This is a genomic window from Peptoniphilus equinus (genome assembly GCF_027921445.1).
Taxonomy (GTDB): domain Bacteria; phylum Bacillota; class Clostridia; order Tissierellales; family Peptoniphilaceae; genus Peptoniphilus; species Peptoniphilus equinus.
In genome coordinates this window covers 1,203,601-1,228,647 of sequence record NZ_CP115667.1, presented here as the reverse complement: position 1 = coordinate 1,228,647, position 25,047 = coordinate 1,203,601, and the positions used below count along the sequence as shown (strand labels likewise).

Below are 25,047 nucleotides of genomic sequence, written 5' to 3'. Positions count from 1 at the left end.
TGTGAGTAAGTTCATATTTGTTACCGGAGGCGTGGTCTCAGGTATTGGAAAAGGAATCAGTGCGGCGAGTATCGGCCGCCTTTTAAAAGAACGGGGACTGAGTGTGTTCATGCAGAAATTCGATCCGTATTTGAACATTGATCCCGGTACCATGAGTCCTTTCCAACATGGGGAAGTGTTCGTCACCAAAGACGGTGCGGAGACGGATTTGGACCTTGGCCACTACGAGCGTTTTATTGATGAGGAATTGACCAAACGAGGTTCCATCACCACCGGCAAAGTCTACTCCAAAGTCATTGAAAAAGAACGCCGAGGCGACTACAACGGCTCGACGGTACAAGTCATCCCTCACATTACCGATGAGATCAAGCAGGCGGTATATAAAGCGGCGGAAGAGTCCAAAGCCGATGTGGTCATTACAGAGATCGGCGGCACCGTCGGGGACATTGAATCCCTGCCGTTTCTCGAAGCCATTCGGCAAATTCACGCCGAAAACGGCCAGGATGATGTGCTCTTTGTCCATACCGTGTTAGTGCCGAACATCCCCGGCAGTGATGAACTCAAGACCAAACCGACACAACACTCCTATAAAACCCTGATGAGCTACGGCATTCAAGCGGACATCATCGTCGTACGGGCGGGCATTCCTATCACACAATCCGTAAAAGATAAGATTTCCCTCTTCTGCGACGTACCTCGTGAAGCCATTGTGGAATCCAAAACGGTGGATCTCATCTACGAAGTGCCTCTTGTATTCCATGAACAGGGCATTGACAACTATATTATCAAGCGCCTGGCACTGAAAGCTCAGGACTCTGAGCACAACTGGAAGAATATGGTCATGCGGTTTAAAAAGGCGGAAACACCGCTAAACATCGCGTTGGTAGGCAAGTATGTTGAGCTTCACGATGCCTACCTGTCCGTATCTCAAGCCTTGATGGACGCCGGCTATGAAAACGGCGCCAAAGTCAACATTAAGTGGGTGAATGCGGAAGATCTCGCCAAAGATAATCTGGAAGCCACCTTCAGCGACGTCGCCGGCATTATTGTACCGGGCGGCTTCGGAAGTCGGGGCACAGAGGGCATGATTATGACCTCGAAATATGCCAGAGAGAACAACGTGCCGTACTTCGGCATCTGTTACGGCATGCAGATTGCCCTCATCGACGTGGCGAGAAATAAGCTGGGCCTTAAGGGCGCGAACTCCACCGAAATCGATCCGGACACGTCCTATCCGATCATTGACCTTCTGGAAAACCAAAAGACGGTGGAAAACCTCGGCGGCACACTGCGTCTCGGCAACTATGACTGCCTCCTCGAAGAGGGCAGTCGCACCCGGGAGCTCTACGGAGAGGACAAAATCATTGAGCGCCATCGTCACAGATATGAGTTCAACAACTCCTTTAGAGGCGACATTCGCCGCGCCGGCGTCGTCTTTAGCGGCGTGAACGAAGATCTGGACCTGGTGGAAATCATCGAAATTCCTGAGCACAAGTTCTTTGTTGCCTGTCAGTTCCATCCCGAATTTAAATCCCGTCCGACGAAAGTTCACCCACTTTTCAACGGATTTATCCAAGCCGCCCTCGACTGATGGCGGAGTACTGGGATCTCTACAACGCCCGCGGCAAGCGCAAACACAAAGTGGTGCGCCGTGGGGAGCGTCTGAAGCAGGGCGAGTATCACATCGTCGCGGAAGGTTGGATCCGTGTGGATCGTCACCACTTCCTCCTGCAACAGCGCGCTTATACAAAGCGGCGTTTTGGCGGTCTGTGGTACGCATCGGTGGGTGGCGCGATTCTTGCAGGTGAAACGCCGTTGGATGGACTTATTCGTGAAGGCAAAGAAGAGATTGGAGTCGATCTGAGTTGCTGTCCCATTCGATTAAAACGCATCGAACATCAGGGACGGAGTATTTTTTACATCTATCTCATCGACTGCCCGTTGGACCTTGATGCATTGTGTCTTCAGGAGGACGAAGTCAATGCCGTGCGGATCGTCAATCTTCAGGAACTTCGACGTCTGTACCGGTGGGGAAAGATGGTGCGAGTGAGCTACTACCCTCACTTTTTTGAATCGGCAACAGAACTGGAATTTGAGACAGGAGACAACTATGAAACTATATAATACTTTGACACGACAACTTGAGGAATTTGAGCCTCTTGTGCCGGGTCACGTCCATATGTACAACTGTGGACCGACCGTTTACAACTATATTCACGTGGGCAACGCCCGACCTCTCACGGTGTTTGACACCCTGCGCCGCTATTTTATCTATAAAGGCTACGACGTCAAATTCGTGGTGAATTTCACCGACATTGATGACAAGATTATCAATAAGGCCAACGAATCGGGCATGAGCTCAAAAGAAGTGGCTGAAAAATACATTGAAGAGTTCAAAAAAGATGCTAACGGTCTGCACCTCTACGACTATGACACCATCAATCCTCGTGCCACCGAGCACATTGATGAAATTATCGACTTTATCGACGGCCTGGTAAAAAAAGGTGCGGCCTATGAAGCCGGCGGCGACGTCTACTTCAGGGTTGAAGCCTTTGAGGAGTACGGGAAGCTCTCCAAGAAAAACTTGGAGGACCTCATCAGCGGCAAGCGGGTCGATGTGAACGACCTCAAGGAAAATCCGGCGGACTTTGCCCTCTGGAAAGGCAAAAAAGAAGGCGAACCTTACTGGCCGTCTCCATGGGGCGACGGTCGTCCCGGCTGGCACATTGAATGTTCTGTCATGGCAAAGACCCTCTTAGGCGACACCATTGACATTCACTCCGGCGGGGAAGACCTGCAGTTCCCGCACCACGAGAACGAGATTGCCCAGTCCGAAACCCTGACCTGCAAGCCTTTTGCACGGTATTGGCTTCACAATGGCATGATCACCGTGGACAACGAAAAAATGTCCAAGTCCAAGGGGAATTTCTTTACCGTCAGAGAAGTCGCCGAGGAATTCAATCTGGAAGTGCTCCGTTTCTTCCTCCTCTCTTCCCACTACAGAGGGCCGATCAACTTCTCCTATGACGTCATGGTACAGACCAAACAGGCCTTGGAGCGGATATATAACGGCTACGACAAGCTCATCGGACTTGTAGGCGAGGACAGAGCGCTCACCGACGGAGATCACGCCATCTTAAATCAACTGGCGGAGCAGGTCGCTTTCTTTGAAAAGTCCATGGACAACGACATCAACACTGCCGACGCCATCACCGCCGTCTTTAACATCGTGAAGCTCATCAACACCGAACTGGATGAGCACAGTGCAAAGAAAGTCATTGAGGAAGTGACGGCGACCCTGCTCAAACTCACGAAAGTCCTCGGCATTTTAGAGCTTCAAAAAGAAGACAATGCCGAAGTGGAAGCGCTGATTGCCAAACGGGCAGACGCGAAAAAAGCAAAAGACTTTGCAACAGCCGATGCCATTCGCGATCAGCTCCTTGAGATGGGCATCGTCATCGAAGACACGAGAGCGGGCACCAAGTGGAAAAGAGCTTAAGTTTTCTCGCTTTCTCCAAAGGCTACACCGAGACCTCCATTCGGGAAGTCTCCCCCTTGGCGTTGGCCTTTCTCGGGGACAGCGTCTTTGAGCTCTTGGTGCGCACCAAACTCTTAGATCGGAATCTGAATCCGAAAAGACTCCACATCCAAGCCATCGGCTTTGTCAAAGCCAAAGCTCAAGCGGCGTTTATGGCAAGCATTGTCGATGAGCTCACCGATGAGGAACTTGCGGTGTACAAGCGAGGGCGCAACGCCAATCCTCACACCACCCCCAAGAATCAGACCTTAAAAGACTATCGGGATGCCACGGGACTTGAAACCCTCTTCGGCTATCTCTACCTGTTGGACCGCGCAGAGCGCATTGCGTTTTTGTTTAATAAAATCATGGAAACGAGGGAAATATGAAAGTTGAACTGATCGCACACACGCCGAATCCGGAAGAACTGATCGCCAAAAGTGCCAAGCTGTGCTATTCGAAAGTAGGCGTGTCGGAAATTGCCGAGAAGATGACCGAGGACGACGCAAGAAAGTTTTTAAAAATGCTCATGAGTTTTTCTCATGCCTCACCCATTGAGCACGCCTCGTTCACCTTTGCCGTGGAGGGCGTGTCGCGAACCCTGACCCATCAGCTGGTTCGCCATCGTATTGCGTCCTACTCACAGCAGTCTCAGCGCTATGTCAAGCTGGACGATTTTCACTACGTCATTCCGCCGCAAATAGAAGCCAATCCTGAAGCCAAGGCCGTCTTTATCGAAGCCATGGATCACGCTCGGGACGCTTACGGCAAGATTACCGAACTTCTCATGGCACAAAAGGGAGATCTCAAAAAATCCGCGGCGGAAAAAGCCTCCATTGAAGACGCACGCTACGTCTTTCCCAACGCCTGTGAAACCAAAATCGTCTTTACCATGAACGCCAGAACCTTGCTCCACTTCTTTGAAATGCGCTGCTGCACACGGGCACAATGGGAAATTCGTGCCATGGCAACAGAAATGCTCCGCCAAGTCAAAGCCGTTGCGCCGACCCTTTTCGCACTGGCAGGGCCCGCCTGCGTGAACGGCCCGTGCACCGAAGGTGCCATGAGCTGCGGACGCATGGAAGAAATGCGAGCATATTATAGAAATTTAGGTGAAAATTGAGTTACGTATACGGAAGAAATCCGGTCATTGAAGTATTAAAGACAGGCAAAGTCGACAAACTCTATGTGCAAAAAGGCAACCGGGAAGGTTCGGTGAAGAAAATTTTCGGCATGGCACGTGAAGGCGGCATACTCGTCACCGAAGTGCCGAAGAAAAAACTGGACGACTACAGCGAGGGGAACAACCACCAAGGCGTCGTCGCCCTGGTGAGCGACTATAACTATGCCACCCTGGAAGAGATCACCGAGCTTGAACACATACTGATTTTAGACAAGATCGAAGATCCTCACAACTTCGGCGCCATCGCCCGTTCCGCAGAAGCATTCGGCTTCAAAGGGATTCTCATTCCCAAACACAACGCGGCCTATGTGAATGACGTCGTCTACAAGACTTCCGCCGGTGCGGTGGAAAACGTCCGTGTCGCCATCGTCACCAACCTGTCCCAAGCCGTCGACACGTTAAAAGACAAGGGCTTTTGGATTTATGCGGCGGACATGGAGGGGGAAGCCTACACCACCGTCAACTTAAAGGGCAAAGTGGCTCTGGTCATCGGCAATGAAGGCAAGGGCATCTCTCCGGCACTGAAAAAACACACCGACGTCACCGTGAGCATTCCCATGGTGGGACGCATCAACTCCCTGAATGCCTCCTGTGCCGCCAGTGTCCTTATGGCAGAGGTACTGCGTCAATATGCGACCGCTGAAGTACCGTCGAAATAAAAGCTATCTTTTGGTGGACGGCTACAACGTCATCGGTCAGTGGTCACGGATCGACAAGACCGTCCCCCTGGAAGATCAGCGCCGAGAACTCCTCGATATCCTGGCGGACTACAACGCCGAGACCGACGAGGACATCTATGTCATCTTTGATGCCTACCTCGTGAAAAAATCCGGCGGCGGGCTCCATCGCTACAAAGGCCTCACCGTCATCTTCACCAGAGAATTTGAAACCGCTGATCACTTCATTGAACGGCAAGTCGCAGAGATGGGACGCGTCCGAGGTATTCGCGTCGCCACCAGCGACAACATCGAACAGCAGATCATCCTCTCCCGAGGCGGATCACGGCTCTCGGCACGGGAGTTTGAAGCGGAAGTGGACGCTGTCAGTGCCAAGCGGCGCCTGAGACAGAAGCAACTGAAAAAAGCCGCCACCCTCACCAACGGACTGAGCATCGACGAGCTCCAAAGCTTAAAGGCTCAGGTGGAGGAGACGGATTGAATCCATCACAAAAACAGTCGACTGCGGTCGGCTTTTTTTGCGGGCAGAAAAGGGCAAGGGCAGGCGCGGTGAGGCGAAAAGTTAAAATTTGTATAATGTTGGGAGATAATTGACGTAATTGCTGTTTTTTTGCAGGGATAATGGTTATAATGAAGAATGGAAAACAAACTGGAAAGGGTGGAAACGTGGGTTTATTTGATAAAGTTTTCGGCAGTTATTCTGACAGAGAACTCAAAAAAATCGATCCTATCGTCAACAGCGTCATGAGTCTTGAAAGCACCATGGCGGCGCTGAGCGATGAGGAATTAAAACATAAAACCGTAGAATTTAAAGATAGATATAAGAACGGCACATCACTGGACGACTTATTGCCGGAGGCCTTTGCCGTCGTCCGGGAAGCCTCCATGCGTGTGCTCGGTATGAAACACTTCCGAGTCCAAGTCATCGGCGGCATCATCCTCCATCAGGGACGGATTGCCGAGATGAAAACAGGGGAAGGGAAAACCTTGGTGGCAACCCTCCCGACCTACCTCAACGCCCTTAGCGGCGACGGGGTGCACGTCGTCACCGTCAACGACTACCTCGCCAACCGTGACAAGCAGTGGATGGGCAAAGTCTATAACTTCCTGGGACTCACCGTGGGATGTATCCTCCACGACATGGACCACGAAGAGCGTCAGGCCGCCTATGCCTGCGACATCACATACGGGACGAACAACGAATTCGGATTCGACTACCTCAGAGACAACATGGTCATCTATAAGAAAGAGCGGGTACAACGAAAGCTCAACTTCTGTATCGTCGACGAAGTTGACTCCATCCTCATCGATGAAGCCCGTACGCCGCTGATCATCTCCGGCATCGGCGACGAGTCTACCGAGCTCTACACGAGAGCCCGGGACTTTGTCAACTCCCTCTCATACCGCATCAAATCCGAAGACGAGTCCAACATGGAACGCTTCAACCGCACCTTTGAAGACGAAACCGTAGACTATGTCATCAGCGAAAAAGACAAGACCGCCGTCCTCACCGACCGCGGTATCGAAAAAGCCGAACGTTACTTCGGCGTGGAGAACCTCTCCGACCTGGAGAACATGGAGCTCTCCCACCACATCAATCAGGCCTTGAAAGCACAAGGCACCATGAAAAAAGACATCAACTACGTCGTTCAGGACGGTGAAATTATCATCGTCGACGAATTCACCGGCCGTCTCATGTACGGGCGCCGCTACTCCGAAGGTCTGCACCAGGCCATCGAAGCCAAAGAAGGACTGGAAGTAAAAGCGGAAAGCAAAACCCTTGCCACCATCACCTTCCAAAACTACTTCAGAATGTACAAAAAACTCGCCGGCATGACCGGGACAGCCATGACCGAAGAAGGGGAATTCCGAGACATCTACAACATCGACGTCGTCGAAATCCCAACGAACAAACCTATCGCCCGTGTGGACAGCAACGACGCCATCTTCAAAACCGAAGACGCCAAGTTCAGAGCCGTCACGAGAGAAATCGCCGAGGCTCATGAAACCGGACAGCCCGTTCTCGTCGGTACCATCTCCATTGAAAAATCCGAAGAGCTCTCCAAATATCTCAAACGAGCCGGCATCAAGCACAACGTGCTGAACGCCAAGAAACACGAGCAGGAATCCGAAATCGTCGCCCAAGCCGGCCGCTTCGGCGCCGTCACCATCGCCACCAACATGGCCGGCCGTGGTACGGACATCGTCCTCGGGGGCAATCCCGAATACATGGCCAAGCAGGACCTGAAACGCCACGGCATGGAAGAAGCCCTCTTAGACGAAGTCGACTCCTACAACGACACCGACGATACGGAAATTTTAGCGGCACGTCAAAAGTATCAGGATCTGGTGAAGAAATTTAAAGCAGAGACCGACGACGAGGCGGCAAAAGTCATCGCGGCAGGGGGACTTCGCATCATCGGGACAGAACGGCACGAGTCCCGACGGATCGACAATCAGCTCCGTGGCCGGGCCGGACGTCAAGGGGACGCCGGACAAACCCGCTTCTACATCTCCGGAGACGACGACCTCATTCGACTCTTTGCCGGAGACCGGTTTAAAGCCACCATGGAAATGGTGGACACGCCGGACGACGAACCTATCGAAGCCAAGATCCTCACCCGTCTCATCGAGTCCGCACAGCGTAAAGTCGAAGGCAACAACTTCTCCATTCGTAAAAACGTCCTCCAATACGACGACGTCATGAACAAACAGCGGGAAGTCATCTATAACGAGCGCTCCCGAGTCCTTGAGGGCGAAGATTTGAAAGACGACATCGTCACCATGATAGACGACCTCGTCGACAAGACCGTGGACTTCTACCACAAAGTCGACGACGACCACAAACAGTACATGGATAGAGAAGGCCTCACCCTCTACGGCATGAACCAATTCGGTTTCAGCGACGACTTTCTCGACGGCGTGAGCGACGAGCCGGACGCATTAAAAGCCCATATCCGCGACCTCGCCAAAGCCAAGTATGACGACAAAGAAGCGGAGTTCGGCAGTGACAAATTCCGTGAAATTGAACGGGTGGCACTGCTCCAAAACGTCGACCAAAAGTGGATGGATCACATCGACGCGATGGATCAACTCAGAAAGGGCATCGGACTTCGTGCCGTGGGTCAGGTCGATCCCGTGCGGGCCTACGGACAGGAAGGCTTCGATATGTTCGAAGCCATGAACGAATCCATCAAAGAAGACACCATCAAAATGCTCTTCCACATCGTCAACCCTGAGAAAGTGGCACGGGTGCGCGTGGCCAAAGAAGTGGAAACCGTCAATCCCGACGACGGCAAGCAAAAACCCTTCGTGAGAAAAGATAAAAAAATCGGACGCAACGACCCGTGTCCATGCGGCAGCGGCAAGAAATATAAAAACTGCCACGGCAAAACTATGTAACCCAATCCGGCTTCGGCCGGATTTTTTTATGTCCGGTTGCGTGGCGGCTCGGCGTCAGTGCTGAGGAAGCGGCGTGGAAGCTCGAGGGATAAGAGAACGTGCACAGTGATAAGAAAGAGAAGATAAGAGAAGCGCGATTCGAGGTGAGACACTCACGAGGGGGAACGTTGCGATAACACGAAGGGCGCAACGCTTGAGACCATCGCCGTACCGCCCACGCCACGTGCGATGGGTGCAGTCACTGCGGAGCAAGTGAAAGGCTCGTGGGTTATGCGAGAGGGAATACATTTATGACGATTAAGCGGAGGAGGGATAACCCATCACCCTCACCGCTAAGACAGAAGCAACTCTCAAGACCATTGCACCAATCGCTACCCCTCGTACCTTCTCCAATCGAAAAAAATCATATCGCAGGGCTCAAGGCAACCGCAGACCGACCGCCACAACTCAAATCACATCGCACCTCTCGGCGGTAGCGCTCCTCGCATCTTCTCAACCCGACTGCCGCCGCCCTTTGCAACCCGCTTCCAATCTCACGAACGAAGATGTAAAAAAATTTTACAAAAACGCCAAGAAAAAAAAAAAAATACAAGCCGGCGAAAAAGTAGTATAATATAGTATAACCATCATGTACATGAAAGGGAGGATCTACAGGCAAAGTCAAGGGAACACACGGGGGATAACCCGGCGCAGGATTCGCTGTATAACGTCGTTCTTTCATCACGATTCTATACCGAAACACTGCAAAATAGCTTGAAGCTACGAAGAAAAAAGAAACCAACCGCCCGGACAGCGACGTCACACAGCGACGCCGGCTGGCGTGATGGCGGTTTAAGAAGATTAAGGAGGTATATGTGGAATTTTTCAAAAAAATTATAGCAGACAAACGAAATAAATCCGCGACACGACGCCCCAAGTGGGGGATGCGCAAATTAAGCATCGGATTAGTGTCCTGCCTGCTCGGTCAGTGCATTCTGACGCCGGCAAGCTACGTCTTTGCCGCTGATGTATCAACCGCAGCTCGGGGCATGGACAACACCGTTCACTATCAACTCAACGGCGAGGCACCCGGTCCGCTGCGCTACGCCGTCACAGAATTTGACCGCGTCGACAATCAAGGCATCCATCTAGCTGTATCAAAATGGGCGAATAGATCTACAGGCTGGGGCGGCACCGACCAAGGGCCATACAACGGACGCTATTTACTTTCCTTCTACAGAGAGGAATTTTTCCAAAACATTGAATCCGTCTCTGTGAACGGCGTACAGTTCGAAAAAGAAGCTGACGGCGCCCTGTGGAAAGTGCCCATCAACGCAAAGACTTTTAATTCTGGGGCTATCGGACTCGTCACCAATCATGACGTCATCATCACACTCAAAGACGGACAAACTTTGGAAAGCTTAGGTCTTGACCGAGATAAGATCGCGTTCTCCACTCGCTGGGTCGACTCTCAAAATATCGCCGATGTCAACGGCAACGATACCGGATTTATTTTAAGCGACAACGCGAATCACCCGGCCGAACCGACCAACACAGGCACGGAAAATGAAAACTATCTGATGACCGGAGCCAATCCTTTAACCCAAAGCGATGGAACGAAGTCCAGAGATGGCGGCTGGTCGGAAGGTAAATTTGGCAAGAAAGTCACTTACGATGCGGTCAATAAACAGATCGTATCCACCGTCTCCTTTAAGCCGAACCAAAACTTCCTCCAAGCCAACTCTGCTTGGGTGCTTTACATCAACGAACAGATTCCGGAGGCTTTGCTCCAATACATCGACCTCGACAATGTCTACCTGGGTTCGTCCGATGAACAGGGCAAGATGTACGCTGAAAAGGACCGCCAGATTCAACTGGTCGTCGATTCTGCAAAGAACGGCTTTATCACCACCGCCGACACGCCGCAGATTTCCATCCTTTTTGAGGACACTACCACGAAGCGTGACGCCGTCCGCAGCGAGCTGGACAGCAAGGTCTTCTATGGTGCGTTGGGTCAATCCCGAAACTACACCATTCGCTACGGCCTCAAGCCGGAGGTCACCAACCTGGAGTTTGCCGAAGCGTTAAATGAGTACATCACGACCAATGATTCTCAGTTGATTTTTGAATCCTGGCAAACCGCCGACTTCTTAAATCAAGTCAATTCGTTCCCGAATATTAATAAACCGGACGGCGGCAAGCCGAACAAGCGAATCCTCAACTCCTATTCCAACTCTTATCTTCAAGTGTTGGATATCGACAAGGACGGTCTCTACGACTTTGTGGAAGATGAAATCGGCTCCAACAAATTCCTCGTCGATACCGACGGCGACGGCGTGCCGGATGGACAGGAATTTGAGGACAACACCAAACTCACCGATGCCAAGTCCTACATCGTGACAAAACCTGTCGTCACCACCACAAGCTTTGAAGAAGGTGATCAGGCACAAATCACAGGGACAGTAGAGAAAACCAAGTACAATTCGCCGGCAGATCCGACGGTAGTCTTGACCACCACCAATGGTGATGCGGCGAATGTTATTGTACGTGCCTACAAATACGAAGAGGGTGTGACCGACTACACGGATAAAGAGGTTAAAGCCGAAACCACCATTCCGGCCGACAAATTGGACAGTGGCGAGTTCACCATTGATGTGGCACCGAACACCTTTGCCGACGGGGACAAAGTGGTCATCGTGGCTTACTCGCCGGACGGCACCTCAAGCTTTGCCATCTCCGACACCACCGTGACCGTAGGAAAAGCCGAACCGTTGGCCATCCAAAAGAGCGGTGACGCCACTGTCGTGGAGGGCAAGGGCATTGATCCGATTACTTTCACGGCAAATAAAGAGAACACCGTATATTCCGTGGAGGGTGATGACAATTTCACAATCACCGAAGCCGGATCTCTCACCGGTACGCCAAGTGTGGCGGACTGGGGCGACGATGAAACCAAAACCATCACCTTAACCGTAAAAGGTACTAACAACGGGGAAGAAGATACCGAAGAAGTCACCATCACCGTACAACGTGACACCGATAAGGACGGCACACCAGATGTGACCGATGACGACGACGATGGCGACGGCATCCCAGATGACGAGGACGACCAACCAAAAGTCGCTGACGAACTGAGTGTCGCCACCACACCGGCCAACGCCCAAGAAGGCCAAGCCGTACCAGAAGGCACCAAAGTCGTGAGCGTCAACAAAGCAGGCTCCACCATCACCGGCACCGAAACCAATGGACTGAACGTCGATGGTAACGGCAACCTCACCGGGACCCCAGTCGTGACCGATTGGACCGACGACAGCGAAGAAAGCCGCGTCATCAGCGTCCCAGTCACCGTAGAAAACGGCGAGGAAACCAAAGAAGCCACCGTATCCGTCACCGTACAACGTGACACCGATAAGGACGGCACACCAGATGTGACCGATGACGACGACGATGGCGACGGCATCCCAGATGATGAGGATCAAAACCCGAAAGTTGTCGATGACAACACCAAGTACGATCCAAGTGCAACCGGTGCCGTGACCCCAGACTACGATAAAAAAGCCACCGACGACGAAGTCAAAGCCAAAGTCGATCTCTCAAGCATTCCAGAAGACGTGCAAAACGATCCAAACTTTAGCGTGAGCGTCAGTGACATTCCAGACGCAGGGACCGCCGGAGAAGCCACCGTCACCGTGACCTATCCAGACGGCACCAGCGACGAAGTCAAAGTCACCGTCACACCAAACGCACAACCGGACAACACCAAGTACGATCCAAGTGCAACCGGTGCCGTGACCCCAGACTACGATAAAAAAGCCACCGACGACGACGTCAAAGCCAAAGTCGATCTCTCAAGCATTCCAGAAGACGTGCAAAACGATCCAAACTTTAGCGTGAGCGTCAGTGACATTCCAGACGCAGGGACCGCCGGAGAAGCCACCGTCACCGTGACCTATCCAGACGGCACCAGCGACGAAGTCAAAGTCACCGTCACACCAAACGCACAACCGGACAACACCAAGTACGATCCAAGTGCAACCGGTGCCGTGACCCCAGACTACGATAAACAAGCCACCGACGACGACGTCAAAGCCAAAGTCGATCTCTCAAGCATTCCAGAAGACGTGCAAAACGATCCAAACTTTAGCGTGAGCGTCAGTGACATTCCAGACGCAGGGACCGCCGGAGAAGCCACCGTCACCGTGACCTATCCAGACGGCACCAGCGACGAAGTCAAAGTCACCGTCACACCAAACGCACAACCGGACAACACCAAGTACGATCCAAGTGCAACCGGTGCCGTGACCCCAGACTACGATAAAAAAGCCACCGACGACGACGTCAAAGCCAAAGTCGATCTCTCAAGCATTCCAGAAGACGTGCAAAACGATCCAAACTTTAGCGTGAGCGTCAGTGACATTCCAGAGGCAGGGACCGCCGGAGAAGCCACCGTCACCGTGACCTATCCAGACGGCACCAGCGACGAAGTCAAAGTCACCGTCACACCAAACGCACAACCGGACAACACCAAGTACGATCCAAGTGCAACCGGTGCCGTGACTCCAGACTACGATAAAAAAGCCACCGACGACGACGTCAAAGCCAAAGTCGATCTCTCAAGCATTCCAGAAGACGTGCAAAACGATCCAAACTTTAGCGTGAGCGTCAGTGACATTCCAGACGCAGGGACCGCCGGAGAAGCCACCGTCACCGTGACCTATCCAGACGGCACCAGCGACGAAGTCAAAGTCACCGTCACACCGAAAGCTCAACCGGACAACGCAAAATATGATCCAAGTGCGACCGGTGCCGTGACTCCAGACTACGATAAGAAAGCCACAGAAGACGAAATCAAAGGCAAATTGGATCTTTCAAGCATTCCAGAAGACGTTCAAAACGATCCAAACTTCAAAGTCGAAGTGAGTGACATTCCAGAGGCAGGGACCGCCGGAGAAGCCACCGTCACCGTGACCTATCCAGACGGAACCAGCGACGAAGTCAAAGTCACCGTCACACCGAACGCACAACCGGACAACGCAAAATATGATCCAAGTGCGACCGGTGCCGTGACTCCAGACTACGATAAACAAGCCACCGACGACGACGTCAAAGCCAAAGTCGATCTTTCAAGCATTCCAGAAGACGTGCAAAACGATCCAAACTTCAAAGTCGAAGTGAGTGACATTCCAGAGGCAGGGACTGCCGGAGAAGCCACGGTAACCGTGACCTATCCAGACGGCACCAGCGACGAAGTCAAAGTCACCGTCACACCGAAAGCTCAACCGGACAACGCAAAATATGATCCAAGTGCGACCGGTGCCGTGACTCCAGACTACGATAAGAAAGCCACAGAAGACGAAATCAAAGGCAAATTGGATCTTTCAAGCATTCCAGAAGACGTGCAAAACGATCCAAACTTTAGCGTGAGCGTCAGTGACATTCCAGAGGCAGGGACCGCCGGAGAAGCCACCGTCACCGTGACCTATCCAGACGGCACCAGCGACGAAGTCAAAGTCACCGTCACACCAAACGCACAACCGGACAACACCAAGTACGATCCAAGTGCAACCGGTGCCGTGACCCCAGACTACGATAAACAAGCCACCGACGACGACGTCAAAGCCAAAGTCGATCTTTCAAGCATTCCAGAAGACGTGCAAAACGATCCAAACTTTAGCGTGAGCGTCAGTGACATTCCAGAGGCAGGGACCGCCGGAGAAGCCACCGTCACCGTGACCTATCCAGACGGCACCAGCGACGAAGTCAAAGTCACCGTCACACCAAACGCACAACCGGACAACACCAAGTACGATCCAAGTGCAACCGGTGCCGTGACCCCAGACTACGATAAACAAGCCACAGAAGACGAAATCAAAGGCAAATTGGATCTTTCAAGCATTCCAGAAGACGTGCAAAACGATCCAAACTTTAGCGTGAGCGTCAGTGACATTCCAGAGGCAGGGACCGCCGGAGAAGCCACCGTCACCGTGACCTATCCAGACGGCACCAGCGACGAAGTCAAAGTCACCGTCACACCAAACGCTCAACCGGACAACACCAAGTACGATCCAAGTGCAACCGGTGCCGTGACCCCAGACTACGATAAAAAAGCCACCGACGACGACGTCAAAGCCAAAGTCGATCTCTCAAGCATTCCAGAAGACGTGCAAAACGATCCAAACTTTAGCGTGAGCGTCAGTGACATTCCAGACGCAGGGACTGCCGGAGAAGCCACCGTCACCGTGACCTATCCAGACGGCACCAGCGACGAAGTCAAAGTCACCGTCACACCGAAAGCTCAACCGGACAACGCAAAATATGATCCAAGTGCGACCGGTGCCGTGACTCCAGACTACGATAAGAAAGCCACAGAAGACGAAATCAAAGGCAAATTGGATCTTTCAAGCATTCCAGAAGACGTGCAAAACGATCCAAACTTCAAAGTCGAAGTGAGTGACATTCCAGAGGCAGGGACTGCCGGAGAAGCCACCGTCACCGTGACCTATCCAGACGGAACCAGCGACGAAGTCAAAGTCACCGTCACACCGAAAGCTCAACCGGACAACGCAAAATATGATCCAAGTGCGACCGGTGCCGTGACTCCAGACTACGATAAGAAAGCCACAGAAGACGAAATCAAAGGCAAATTGGATCTTTCAAGCATTCCAGAAGACGTGCAAAACGATCCAAACTTCAAAGTCGAAGTGAGTGACATTCCAGAGGCAGGGACCGCCGGAGAAGCCACCGTCACCGTGACCTATCCAGACGGAACCAGCGACGAAGTCAAAGTCACCGTCACACCGAACGCACAACCGGACAACGCAAAATATGATCCAAGTGCGACCGGTGCCGTGACTCCAGACTACGATAAAAAAGCCACCGACGACGACGTCAAAGCCAAAGTCGATCTTTCAAGCATTCCAGAAGACGTGCAAAACGATCCAAACTTCAAAGTCGAAGTGAGTGACATTCCAGAGGCAGGGACTGCCGGAGAAGCCACGGTAACCGTGACCTATCCAGACGGCACCAGCGACGAAGTCAAAGTCACCGTCACACCGAAAGCTCAACCGGACAACGCAAAATATGATCCAAGTGCGACCGGTGCCGTGACTCCAGACTACGATAAGAAAGCCACCGACGACGAAATCAAAGGCAAATTGGATCTTTCAAGCATTCCAGAAGACGTGCAAAACGATCCAAACTTTAGCGTGAGCGTCAGTGACATTCCAGAGGCAGGGACCGCCGGAGAAGCCACCGTCACCGTGACCTATCCAGACGGCACCAGCGACGAAGTCAAAGTCACCGTCACACCAAACGCACAACCGGACAACACCAAGTACGATCCAAGTGCAACCGGTGCCGTGACCCCAGACTACGATAAACAAGCCACCGACGACGACGTCAAAGCCAAAGTCGATCTTTCAAGCATTCCAGAAGACGTGCAAAACGATCCAAACTTTAGCGTGAGCGTCAGTGACATTCCAGAAGCAGGGACTGCCGGAGAAGCCACGGTAACCGTGACCTATCCAGACGGAACCAGCGACGAAGTCAAAGTCACCGTCACACCGAAAGCTCAACCGGACAACGCAAAATATGATCCAAGTGCGACCGGTGCCGTGACTCCAGACTACGATAAACAAGCCACCGACGACGACGTCAAAGCCAAAGTCGATCTTTCAAGCATTCCAGAAGACGTGCAAAACGATCCAAACTTTAGCGTGAGCGTCAGTGACATTCCAGAGGCAGGGACCGCCGGAGAAGCCACCGTCACCGTGACCTATCCAGACGGAACCAGCGACGAAGTCAAAGTCACCGTCACACCGAAAGCTCAACCGGACAACGCAAAATATGATCCAAGTGCGACCGGTGCCGTGACTCCAGACTACGATAAGAAAGCCACCGACGACGAAGTCAAAGCCAAAGTCGATCTTTCAAGCATTCCAGAAGACGTGCAAAACGATCCAAACTTCAAAGTCGAAGTGAGTGACATTCCAGAAGCAGGGACTGCCGGAGAAGCCACGGTAACCGTGACCTATCCAGACGGTACCAGCGACGAAGTCAAAGTCACCGTCACACCGAACGCACAACCGGACAACACCAAGTACGATCCAAGTGCAACCGGTGCCGTGACCCCAGACTACGATAAACAAGCCACCGACGACGACGTCAAAGCCAAAGTCGATCTCTCAAGCATTCCAGAAGACGTGCAAAACGATCCAAACTTTAGCGTGAGCGTCAGTGACATTCCAGACGCAGGGACCGCCGGAGAAGCCACCGTCACCGTGACCTATCCAGACGGCACCAGCGACGAAGTCAAAGTCACCGTCACACCAAACGCACAACCGGACAACACCAAGTACGATCCAAGTGCAACCGGTGCCGTGACCCCAGACTACGATAAACAAGCCACCGACGACGACGTCAAAGCCAAAGTCGATCTCTCAAGCATTCCAGAAGACGTGCAAAACGATCCAAACTTTAGCGTGAGCGTCAGTGACATTCCAGACGCAGGGACCGCCGGAGAAGCCACCGTCACCGTGACCTATCCAGACGGCACCAGCGACGAAGTCAAAGTCACCGTCACACCAAACGCACAACCGGACAACACCAAGTACGATCCAAGTGCAACCGGTGCCGTGACCCCAGACTACGATAAACAAGCCACCGACGACGACGTCAAAGCCAAAGTCGATCTCTCAAGCATTCCAGAAGACGTGCAAAACGATCCAAACTTTAGCGTGAGCGTCAGTGACATTCCAGAGGCAGGGACCGCCGGAGAAGCCACCGTCACCGTGACCTATCCAGACGGCACCAGCGACGAAGTCAAAGTCACCGTCACACCAAACGCACAACCGGACAACACCAAGTACGATCCAAGTGCAACCGGTGCCGTGACCCCAGACTACGATAAACAAGCCACCGACGACGAAGTCAAAGCCAAAGTCGATCTTTCAAGCATTCCAGAAGACGTGCAAAACGATCCAAACTTTAGCGTGAGCGTCAGTGACATTCCAGAGGCAGGGACCGCCGGAGAAGCCACCGTCACCGTGACCTATCCAGACGGCACCAGCGACGAAGTCAAAGTCACCGTCACACCAAACGCACAACCGGACAACACCAAGTACGATCCAAGTGCAACCGGTGCCGTGACCCCAGACTACGATAAACAAGCCACCGACGACGAAGTCAAAGCCAAAGTCGATCTTTCAAGCATTCCAGAAGACGTGCAAAACGATCCAAACTTTAGCGTGAGCGTCAGTGACATTCCAGAGGCAGGGACCGCCGGAGAAGCCACCGTCACCGTGACCTATCCAGACGGCACCAGCGACGAAGTCAAAGTCACCGTCACACCAAACGCACAACCGGACAACACCAAGTACGATCCAAGTGCAACCGGTGCCGTGACCCCAGACTACGATAAAAAAGCCACCGACGACGACGTCAAAGCCAAAGTCGATCTCTCAAGCATTCCAGAAGACGTGCAAAACGATCCAAACTTTAGCGTGAGCGTCAGTGACATTCCAGACGCAGGGACCGCCGGAGAAGCCACCGTCACCGTGACCTATCCAGACGGCACCAGCGACGAAGTCAAAGTCACCGTCACACCAAACGCACAACCGGACAACACCAAGTACGATCCAAGTGCGACCGGTGCCGTGACCCCAGACTACGATAAAAAAGCCACCGACGACGAAGTCAAAGCCAAAGTCGATCTTTCAAGCATTCCAGAAGACGTGCAAAACGATCCAAACTTTAGCGTGAGCGTCAGTGACATTCCAGAGGCAGGGACCGCCGGAGAAGCCACCGTCACCGTGACCTATCCAGACGGCACCAGCGACGAAGTCAAAGTCACCGTCACACCAAACGCACAACCGGACAACACCAAGTACGATCCAAGTGCGACCGGTGCCGTGACCCCAGACTACGATAAAAAAGCCACCGACGACGAAGTCAAAGCCAAAGTCGATCTTTCAAGCATTCCAGAAGACGTGCAAAACGATCCAAACTTTAGCGTGAGCGTCAGTGACATTCCAGAGGCAGGGACCGCCGGAGAAGCCACCGTCACCGTGACCTATCCAGACGGCACCAGCGACGAAGTCAAAGTCACCGTCACACCAAACGCACAACCTATTTCCGACAAGTACGACCCAACGGGCGGTACAGTCACACCGCAAGCCGGTCAAACGCCAAGTGAAGATGACATCAAGGGGGCAGTCAACACCGACGGCATCCCTGCAGGTGACATTCAATCCATCGACGTAGACGGCAACGTACCGACGGAAGATGGTGATGTTACTGTCACCGTCACCTACACCGACGGTTCAGAAGACCAAGTCACCGTACACGTGGATTACCAAGATCCAATCGTTGAAGATGATCTTTCTGACAAGTACGACCCAACGGGCGGTACAGTCACACCGCAAGCTGGTCAAACGCCAAGTGAAGATGACATCAAGGGTGCAGTCAACACCGACGGCATCCCTGCAGGTGACATTCAATCCATCGACGTAGACGGCAACGTACCGACGGAAGATGGTGATGTCGCTGTCATTGTCACCTACACCGACGGTTCAGAAGACCAAGTCACCGTACACGTGGATTACCAAGATCCAATCGTTGAAGATGATCTTTCTGACAAGTACGACCCAACGGGCGGTACAGTCACACCGCAAGCCGGTCAAACGCCAAGTGAAGATGACATCAAGGGTGCAGTCAACACCGACGGCATCCCTGCAGGTGACATTCAATCCATCGACGTAGACGGCAACGTACCGACGGAAGATGGTGATGTCGCTGTCATTGTCACTTATGTAGACGGTTCAGAAGACCAAGTCACCATACACGTGGATTACCAAGATCCAATCGTTGAAGATGATCTTTCTGACAAGTACGACCCAACGGGCGGTACAGTCACACCGCAAGCTGGTCAAACGCCAAGTGAAGATGATATCAAGGGTGCAGTCAACACCGACGGCATCCCTGCAGGTGACATTCAATCCATCGACGTAGACGGCAACGTACCGACGGAAGATGGTGATGTTACTGTCATTGTCACTTATGTAGACGGGTCTCAAGATGTTGTTATCGTCCATGTGGATTATGATAACTACGATCCTACGCCTGTACCTCACTGGGACGATGACGATGACACGCCAATCTTCCCATGGATTGTGGTCGGTCCGCAACCGACTCCTGCAGCTCCAGCTGAGGAGGTGGTGACGCCGCAAGAAGAGATCGATGTTCACATTGCATATATCAACGGTTATCCTGATGAGACTGTTCGCCCTGACGGCAACATGACCCGTGCGGAAGCCGCTGCAATGTTGGCACGACTCAAAGGCTACACGATGACCAATGATGCGGCACCGAACTTCACCGACACACCAAGCGACTGGTACAACACGGCGATCAACGCTGTCGTTGAACATGGCTTGATGAACGGTTATCCGGACGGCAGCTTCCATCCAAACGCACCGATCACACGAGCTGAATTTGCGAAGATGATTCAATCCATTGACCAGGCCAACAGCGGTGACGCACCGTTTGCCGATGTGGAAAATCATTGGGGCGAAGCGGCTATTGACCAAGCTTACGGCAACGATCGCATCGCCGGTTATCCGGACGGTACGTTCAAGCCGGACAACAATATCACTCGCGCGGAAGCTGCGAAGATGTTGAACAGTCTGTTTGATCGTATGGTTCGTGCACGAGGTTTGGAAGATGTCCTCGCCGACATCCGCAAGTTCACCGATCTCGATGAAAGTCACTGGGGATATTATGACATGGTTGAAGCAACCAACACGCATTCCTTTATCCGCATTGACCAAGCCGGTATCGAAGAGCTTTGGAAAGTGATTATGAACCGTAAATAAAAAAGTCCCCGGGCACTGACTCGACCTTGTCAGGTTGAGCCGCCCCGAGGCGTGATTAAAGACTATGAGCATTTGCTTGTAGTCTTTTTTCATGTTGAGATGTTTTTATGTTGTGATGACGAATATGGCGTGAGGCGTGGCGCGGAGCGAGAAGGGACGAGGGAGAGGGTTCACGAGGACGGTAGCCTTGAAGTGAAGAGAACGCATGGATATCAGGTCGCAGTTTGAAAGGAAAAGGGACAGTGACCGATGGCATAAAAAAAGACATGAAGAACAATCTTCATGTCTTTTTAATTGAGGCGTGTTACCTCAGAGCACGTGTGCTCACACTTCCGCTAAGGTAGGTCGGAATTAGTGTTTTTTATAACCGCACTTAGGGCAAGTGCCGTTTTCGTCAAGAAGGATACCGCAGAGTGGGCAGCGATCTTTTTCACCGGATACGGTGTATTCTTGAGATGCTGCATTGTCGCCGCTGGAGAAAGTGATTTTGGCAATGTTCAGATCGTCTTTTAACAGATCGTAAACGATTTTAATCATGCCTTCAACGGTCATGGTTTCTTTGGTCACTACCAGACGGCATTCAGGATATGCTTTAGCGAGTTCGGTTTCGAATTTAGGGCCGACCATCACGTTGTTTGGTGCACCGTCTTTGATACCTTGTTCTTCATAGGCTTTAAGAATAGCAGGAAGAAGTGGATCGTCTTCTCTTAAAACCAATGCGTGGTCGAAGTTTTTAAGTACGTTCCATGCAATTTTTTTGATTTCGTTGCAAGGGAATACCATGTTCACACCTTTGTTGATGGTATCTTCCACTTCGATGGTGAGGGTACCGGTGTGGCCGTGAAGGTATTGTGCTTCGCCTTTAAAGCCTAAAAAGCGATGTGCGTATTGTAAGTCAAATGTGGTAAAGCTTCTCATGTTTCCTCCTTAAAATTCCCTGTGAAATTTCTAACTACGTATGTTATTATAATTTTTAAAAAGAGCTGTTTATAGTAAGATTGTATTAAGTTTTATTAAAATCATCTTTATTCACAATGATTAATGATAGGAGGATCTATGAGGAATGTGGACACGTCGGTCGAAGCAATAGGGACATCGGAGAGCCATTATGTTTTGACCCATTGGCATGATGCGATTGAATTGGTACTGATTTTGGAAGGCGATGTGAATTGTCTTATCAACGGGCAGACGTTGGATTTGCATGAGGGGGATGTGTGTATCATCAACCGCAATCAGCTTCATCGGATGTTTTGCAATGAGGGAGATAGCGGCAAGTTTCTCTCTGTAGAACTGAATAAGAAGTTGTTTACTTCCGAGCCTGCCATTCGGCAAAAGTATATTGATCCTCTCTATGGGGACGGGAATTTTGCCTGCCGTGTGATACCGGCACAGTCAATTTGTGCCAAAGAACTGGCAAAGCTGATGCGTTCGGTGGGTGAGCTTCAAAGGGAACGTCCTGAGGGTTATGAGCTGCGGTTGGTGGCGTATCTTCACCTGATTTGGCAGAAGCTGTACCTGCTCTATGCGCAGGAGCACAACATTGAGACTCACGTGAGTGAAGATATGATGCTCTATCGAAAGATGGTGAATTTTATTTACAAGCACTACGGGGAGAAACTCTATGTCACGGACATTGCCGGCGTGGCGAACATCAGTCGGAGCAAAAGCTATGCTATTTTTAAAAAGTATACTCTCCAGACGCCGATGGAGTTTTTAAATCTCTACCGTCTGGAACGGAGTGCGGCGATGCTTCGGGAGACAGACGAGGCTATTGCCACGGTGGCTCAAAAGTGCGGGTTCGGGCAGCAAAGTTACTTCGGCAATCTCTTTTACCAGCAGTACTGCATGACACCGAAGACGTACCGGGAGGCGTCTCGTGACGATGCACCGCAGCCCTCTATGTAGCGGCTTTTGACAAAGTGTAAAAGAGAGAGAAGAAAGAGCTGGCAAGACACGAACACACGAAGCGAGCACGCAGAGCAAATCTTAAGCGCAAGCAAAAACAGAAAAGAACACGCCGCAATAAAAGAGATAACAAAAAGCCATGACCTAAGCCATGGCTTTTCTTTTTTATTTTTATCAAGGGATTAGCGACTGCCGCCGCCGCTGCCCCCGCCGACACTGCCGCCGCCACCTCCGAAGGAGGCTGAACCGCCGCTTCCGGACGAGCTGTAGGAAGCATGACCGCCGGATACAGCGTTGGAGGTGAAGGTGGACATGGTGAGGTAGTGGGTGTAGACGTGTTGGTAATTGCCTTCAGCAAATTCAGGATAGAATTTTTCCAAATGTGCCAACACGGTTTCTCCGACACCCAGAGCCGTGGCACCGATCAGGATATCTTCCCACAGAGTGACTTCCATCGGCGTCCGCTCTTTGGAGAGGGTAAACTCTTTGAGGAAGTTCTTGAAACCGTAGATGTTCTCCACCGCCTCAATGCCGGCAGGGGTGAGATAGAACTCACGGTTTTTATCGAGATCCTTGCGCTCGTAGGTAAGGTAACCATTCTTTAAGAGATACTCACGGCCGTTGTAGCTCAGCGATGCGGCAAGAAGCTGATTCACTTCAGAAAATTTGGCAAGATAGGTGGTGAACTCTTTGGGGGTGAGGGTGCTGTCCCCGTCGGCCGCTCGCAAGAGGTTCTCATAGAACATGGCGATCAAAGGGTCATCCGGTGTCGCCGTCGGGTCGGCTTTCAGATGCAAAAGGGGTTTTTTCTTGGTGCCGGAAAACTCCAACAGTCCCATGGACATGAGTTTTAAAAAGTAGGCATTGATAAAGTTGCGGAATTTGTCGCCTTTCGCATCGGCGAGGTAGTAGAGAGCCGGCAGGTAGGTGTGAAACGGCAGCTCTCTGGACAGGTGATCCTTTTTATTGGCATCCTTATAGTTCTTTGCCACCGTCTTGGATAATAACGACGACGTGCGGCCAAAGATAATGATGAACATAATGATGAGCATAATGATGATAACGACGAAGAACGGTACCAATATGATGGGCATGAGGCTGAGACCGTCGGAGCCGTAACCTGTGTCGGACGCGTCGTTGTAGACGGCGCCGCTGTCGTAGCTTGAACCGTCCATGGCGTTAGCTTTCAATTCCGCAAAGTCGCCGCTTCCTGCATAGGCGGGATGGAGGAAGTCTTTGTTGAATCCGATCAGCAGTGTGAGGTGGTTAGCGGCACTGAAGTCCTCAGATGTGGCGACGACAGCGCCGTCCTGAAAGACCACGTCGCCGTTATAGCCGAAGCCCCAGATGTCGGCGACGTCGTCGGTGATCGGACCGTTTTGCGCCGTGAGGGTGACTTTGACGCGCTTCGGTGCCGGATCCATGGCATCGTTGACGAAGCGAATGTTGAAGCCGTCGTTATCGGAGAAGTTTTGGACGGCGTTATTCAAGACGTATCTTAAGGTGTAGATCTTGGGCGCCAGTTCGGTCTTGCCGAAGTTCAGCTCGTTGTCATTGCGGCCGAAGTGCCGAGCTTTTTCTTCCAAGCTCAAGTCAATGTTCCAGGGATTCATCTCGGTGTAAGGGCCGTCTTCATCGCTTACGGCGAAGTCGGTCAGTTCCATATGACCCAGGTTCATGGGGATATAGAACTCGGTGCCGTCGGTGGGTTCGGCCTGCCATACCTGGGTGACTTCCATGCGTCCGTCGTCGAGAATGTGGGCGCGGATTTCAATGCTGTCGATGGCATCGGCATGGACCATGCCGCTCAGGGAGAAGGCGAGGACCAGCGTCAGAATCAGGCGGGTCGCAAATTTTTTCATAGGCAGCTCCTTAAAAGTTTAGATCGGGCATCTCAGATTTTGCCGGGTCGTTTTCCAGATAAGCGGCTTCTGTAAATCCGAAGAGGGATGCCACGATGGATGACGGAATGGATCGGACGAGCCGATTGTGGATGGTGACGGTGTCGTTGTAGACCATTCGAGCCGTCCGCACTTTGTTTTCGTAATTGTCCATTTGAGCCATGGTGTTTTGGTAGACGACGGAGGCCTTCAAGTCCGGATACTGTTCCGCCACGGCGTGAATTGTGGTCATGGCCTGTTGAATCCGGGCTTCATTGTCGTCGACGGTCTTTGGTGTCTGGGGTGTTTGACGCGCGTCAATGACATCCATTAAGGTGCGGTACTCGTGCTTGGAGTAGCTTGCAGTGGCTTTGGCCAGTTGGCTCAGGATATCAAAGCGGCTTGTTTGGTTGACGCCGATTTGAGACAGGGCGTTACTAATATTTTCACGGGTGCGAACCAGTCGGTTCTGTGTGGTTATGATATAGATGAGCACAATGCCCACCAGTAAAAGCAGCAATATAAATAACATAGCGATACCTCCTTAGGCTATCTATACCACAAAGGGAATGGAATTATGTAAAGACATTGTAAATTCATTTTAGTCAAAAAAAGAGCCTCGTGTGAGGCTCGC

Annotated in this window: 13 protein-coding genes; 10 read left to right on the top strand and 3 right to left on the bottom strand. The window is 51.9% G+C overall.

Annotation, left to right across the window (positions count from 1 at the left end; genetic code table 11):
* Position 1 precedes the first annotated feature (1 nt).
* The 9 genes from O6R05_RS05875 (at position 2) to O6R05_RS05835 (ending at position 20,628) form a co-directional block, all read left to right on the top strand.
* Complete coding sequence (locus O6R05_RS05875; protein ID WP_271191069.1) at positions 2-1,591, top strand: CTP synthase; 1,590 nt, start codon at positions 2-4, stop codon at positions 1,589-1,591.
* Positions 1,591-2,124: an NUDIX hydrolase gene (locus O6R05_RS05870; protein ID WP_271191068.1), complete on the top strand. Its 534-nt coding sequence runs from the start codon at positions 1,591-1,593 to the stop codon at positions 2,122-2,124. The genes O6R05_RS05875 and O6R05_RS05870 overlap by 1 nt, the downstream gene beginning before the upstream one ends.
* Complete coding sequence (cysS, locus tag O6R05_RS05865) at positions 2,111-3,499, top strand: cysteine--tRNA ligase (protein ID WP_271191067.1); 1,389 nt, start codon at positions 2,111-2,113, stop codon at positions 3,497-3,499. Before O6R05_RS05870 ends, cysS begins: the two co-directional genes overlap by 14 nt.
* On the top strand, positions 3,484-3,906 hold the full coding sequence (locus tag O6R05_RS05860; RefSeq protein WP_271191066.1) for a Mini-ribonuclease 3: 423 nt from the start codon (positions 3,484-3,486) through the stop codon (positions 3,904-3,906). Before cysS ends, O6R05_RS05860 begins: the two co-directional genes overlap by 16 nt.
* Positions 3,903-4,640 (top strand): FAD-dependent thymidylate synthase, encoded by a 738-nt coding sequence (gene thyX / locus O6R05_RS05855; RefSeq protein WP_271191065.1) that lies wholly within the window; start codon positions 3,903-3,905, stop codon positions 4,638-4,640. The genes O6R05_RS05860 and thyX overlap by 4 nt, the downstream gene beginning before the upstream one ends.
* A complete protein-coding gene (gene rlmB, locus O6R05_RS05850; RefSeq protein WP_271191064.1) occupies positions 4,637-5,359 on the top strand; it encodes a 23S rRNA (guanosine(2251)-2'-O)-methyltransferase RlmB in 723 nt (240 codons plus the stop codon). Before thyX ends, rlmB begins: the two co-directional genes overlap by 4 nt.
* A complete protein-coding gene (locus O6R05_RS05845; protein ID WP_271191063.1) occupies positions 5,331-5,858 on the top strand; it encodes an NYN domain-containing protein in 528 nt (175 codons plus the stop codon). The genes rlmB and O6R05_RS05845 overlap by 29 nt, the downstream gene beginning before the upstream one ends.
* Before the next feature lie 185 nt (positions 5,859-6,043).
* The gene (secA, locus tag O6R05_RS05840; protein WP_271191062.1) at positions 6,044-8,779 is read left to right on the top strand and encodes a preprotein translocase subunit SecA; all 2,736 of its coding nucleotides are present in this window, start codon (positions 6,044-6,046) and stop codon (positions 8,777-8,779) included.
* Between the two features lie 854 nt (positions 8,780-9,633).
* A complete protein-coding gene (locus O6R05_RS05835; protein ID WP_271191061.1) occupies positions 9,634-20,628 on the top strand; it encodes a Rib/alpha-like domain-containing protein in 10,995 nt (3,664 codons plus the stop codon).
* A gap of 351 nt (positions 20,629-20,979) precedes the next feature.
* Here O6R05_RS05835 and O6R05_RS05830 read toward each other — a convergent pair whose 3' ends face one another.
* Complete coding sequence (locus tag O6R05_RS05830) at positions 20,980-21,546, bottom strand: 6-pyruvoyl trahydropterin synthase family protein (protein WP_271191060.1); 567 nt, start codon at positions 21,544-21,546, stop codon at positions 20,980-20,982.
* A gap of 138 nt (positions 21,547-21,684) precedes the next feature.
* On the opposite strand from O6R05_RS05830, the gene O6R05_RS05825 reads away from it, so the two are divergent.
* A complete protein-coding gene (locus O6R05_RS05825; protein WP_271191059.1) occupies positions 21,685-22,533 on the top strand; it encodes an AraC family transcriptional regulator in 849 nt (282 codons plus the stop codon).
* 182 nt (positions 22,534-22,715) lie between these two features.
* Here O6R05_RS05825 and O6R05_RS05820 read toward each other — a convergent pair whose 3' ends face one another.
* Entirely contained in the window at positions 22,716-24,395 is a 1,680-nt protein-coding gene (locus O6R05_RS05820; RefSeq protein ID WP_271191058.1) for a DUF2207 family protein, read from the bottom strand.
* 10 nt (positions 24,396-24,405) lie between these two features.
* On the bottom strand, positions 24,406-24,945 hold the full coding sequence (locus tag O6R05_RS05815; protein ID WP_271191057.1) for a LemA family protein: 540 nt from the start codon (positions 24,943-24,945) through the stop codon (positions 24,406-24,408).
* Positions 24,946-25,047 lie beyond the last annotated feature (102 nt).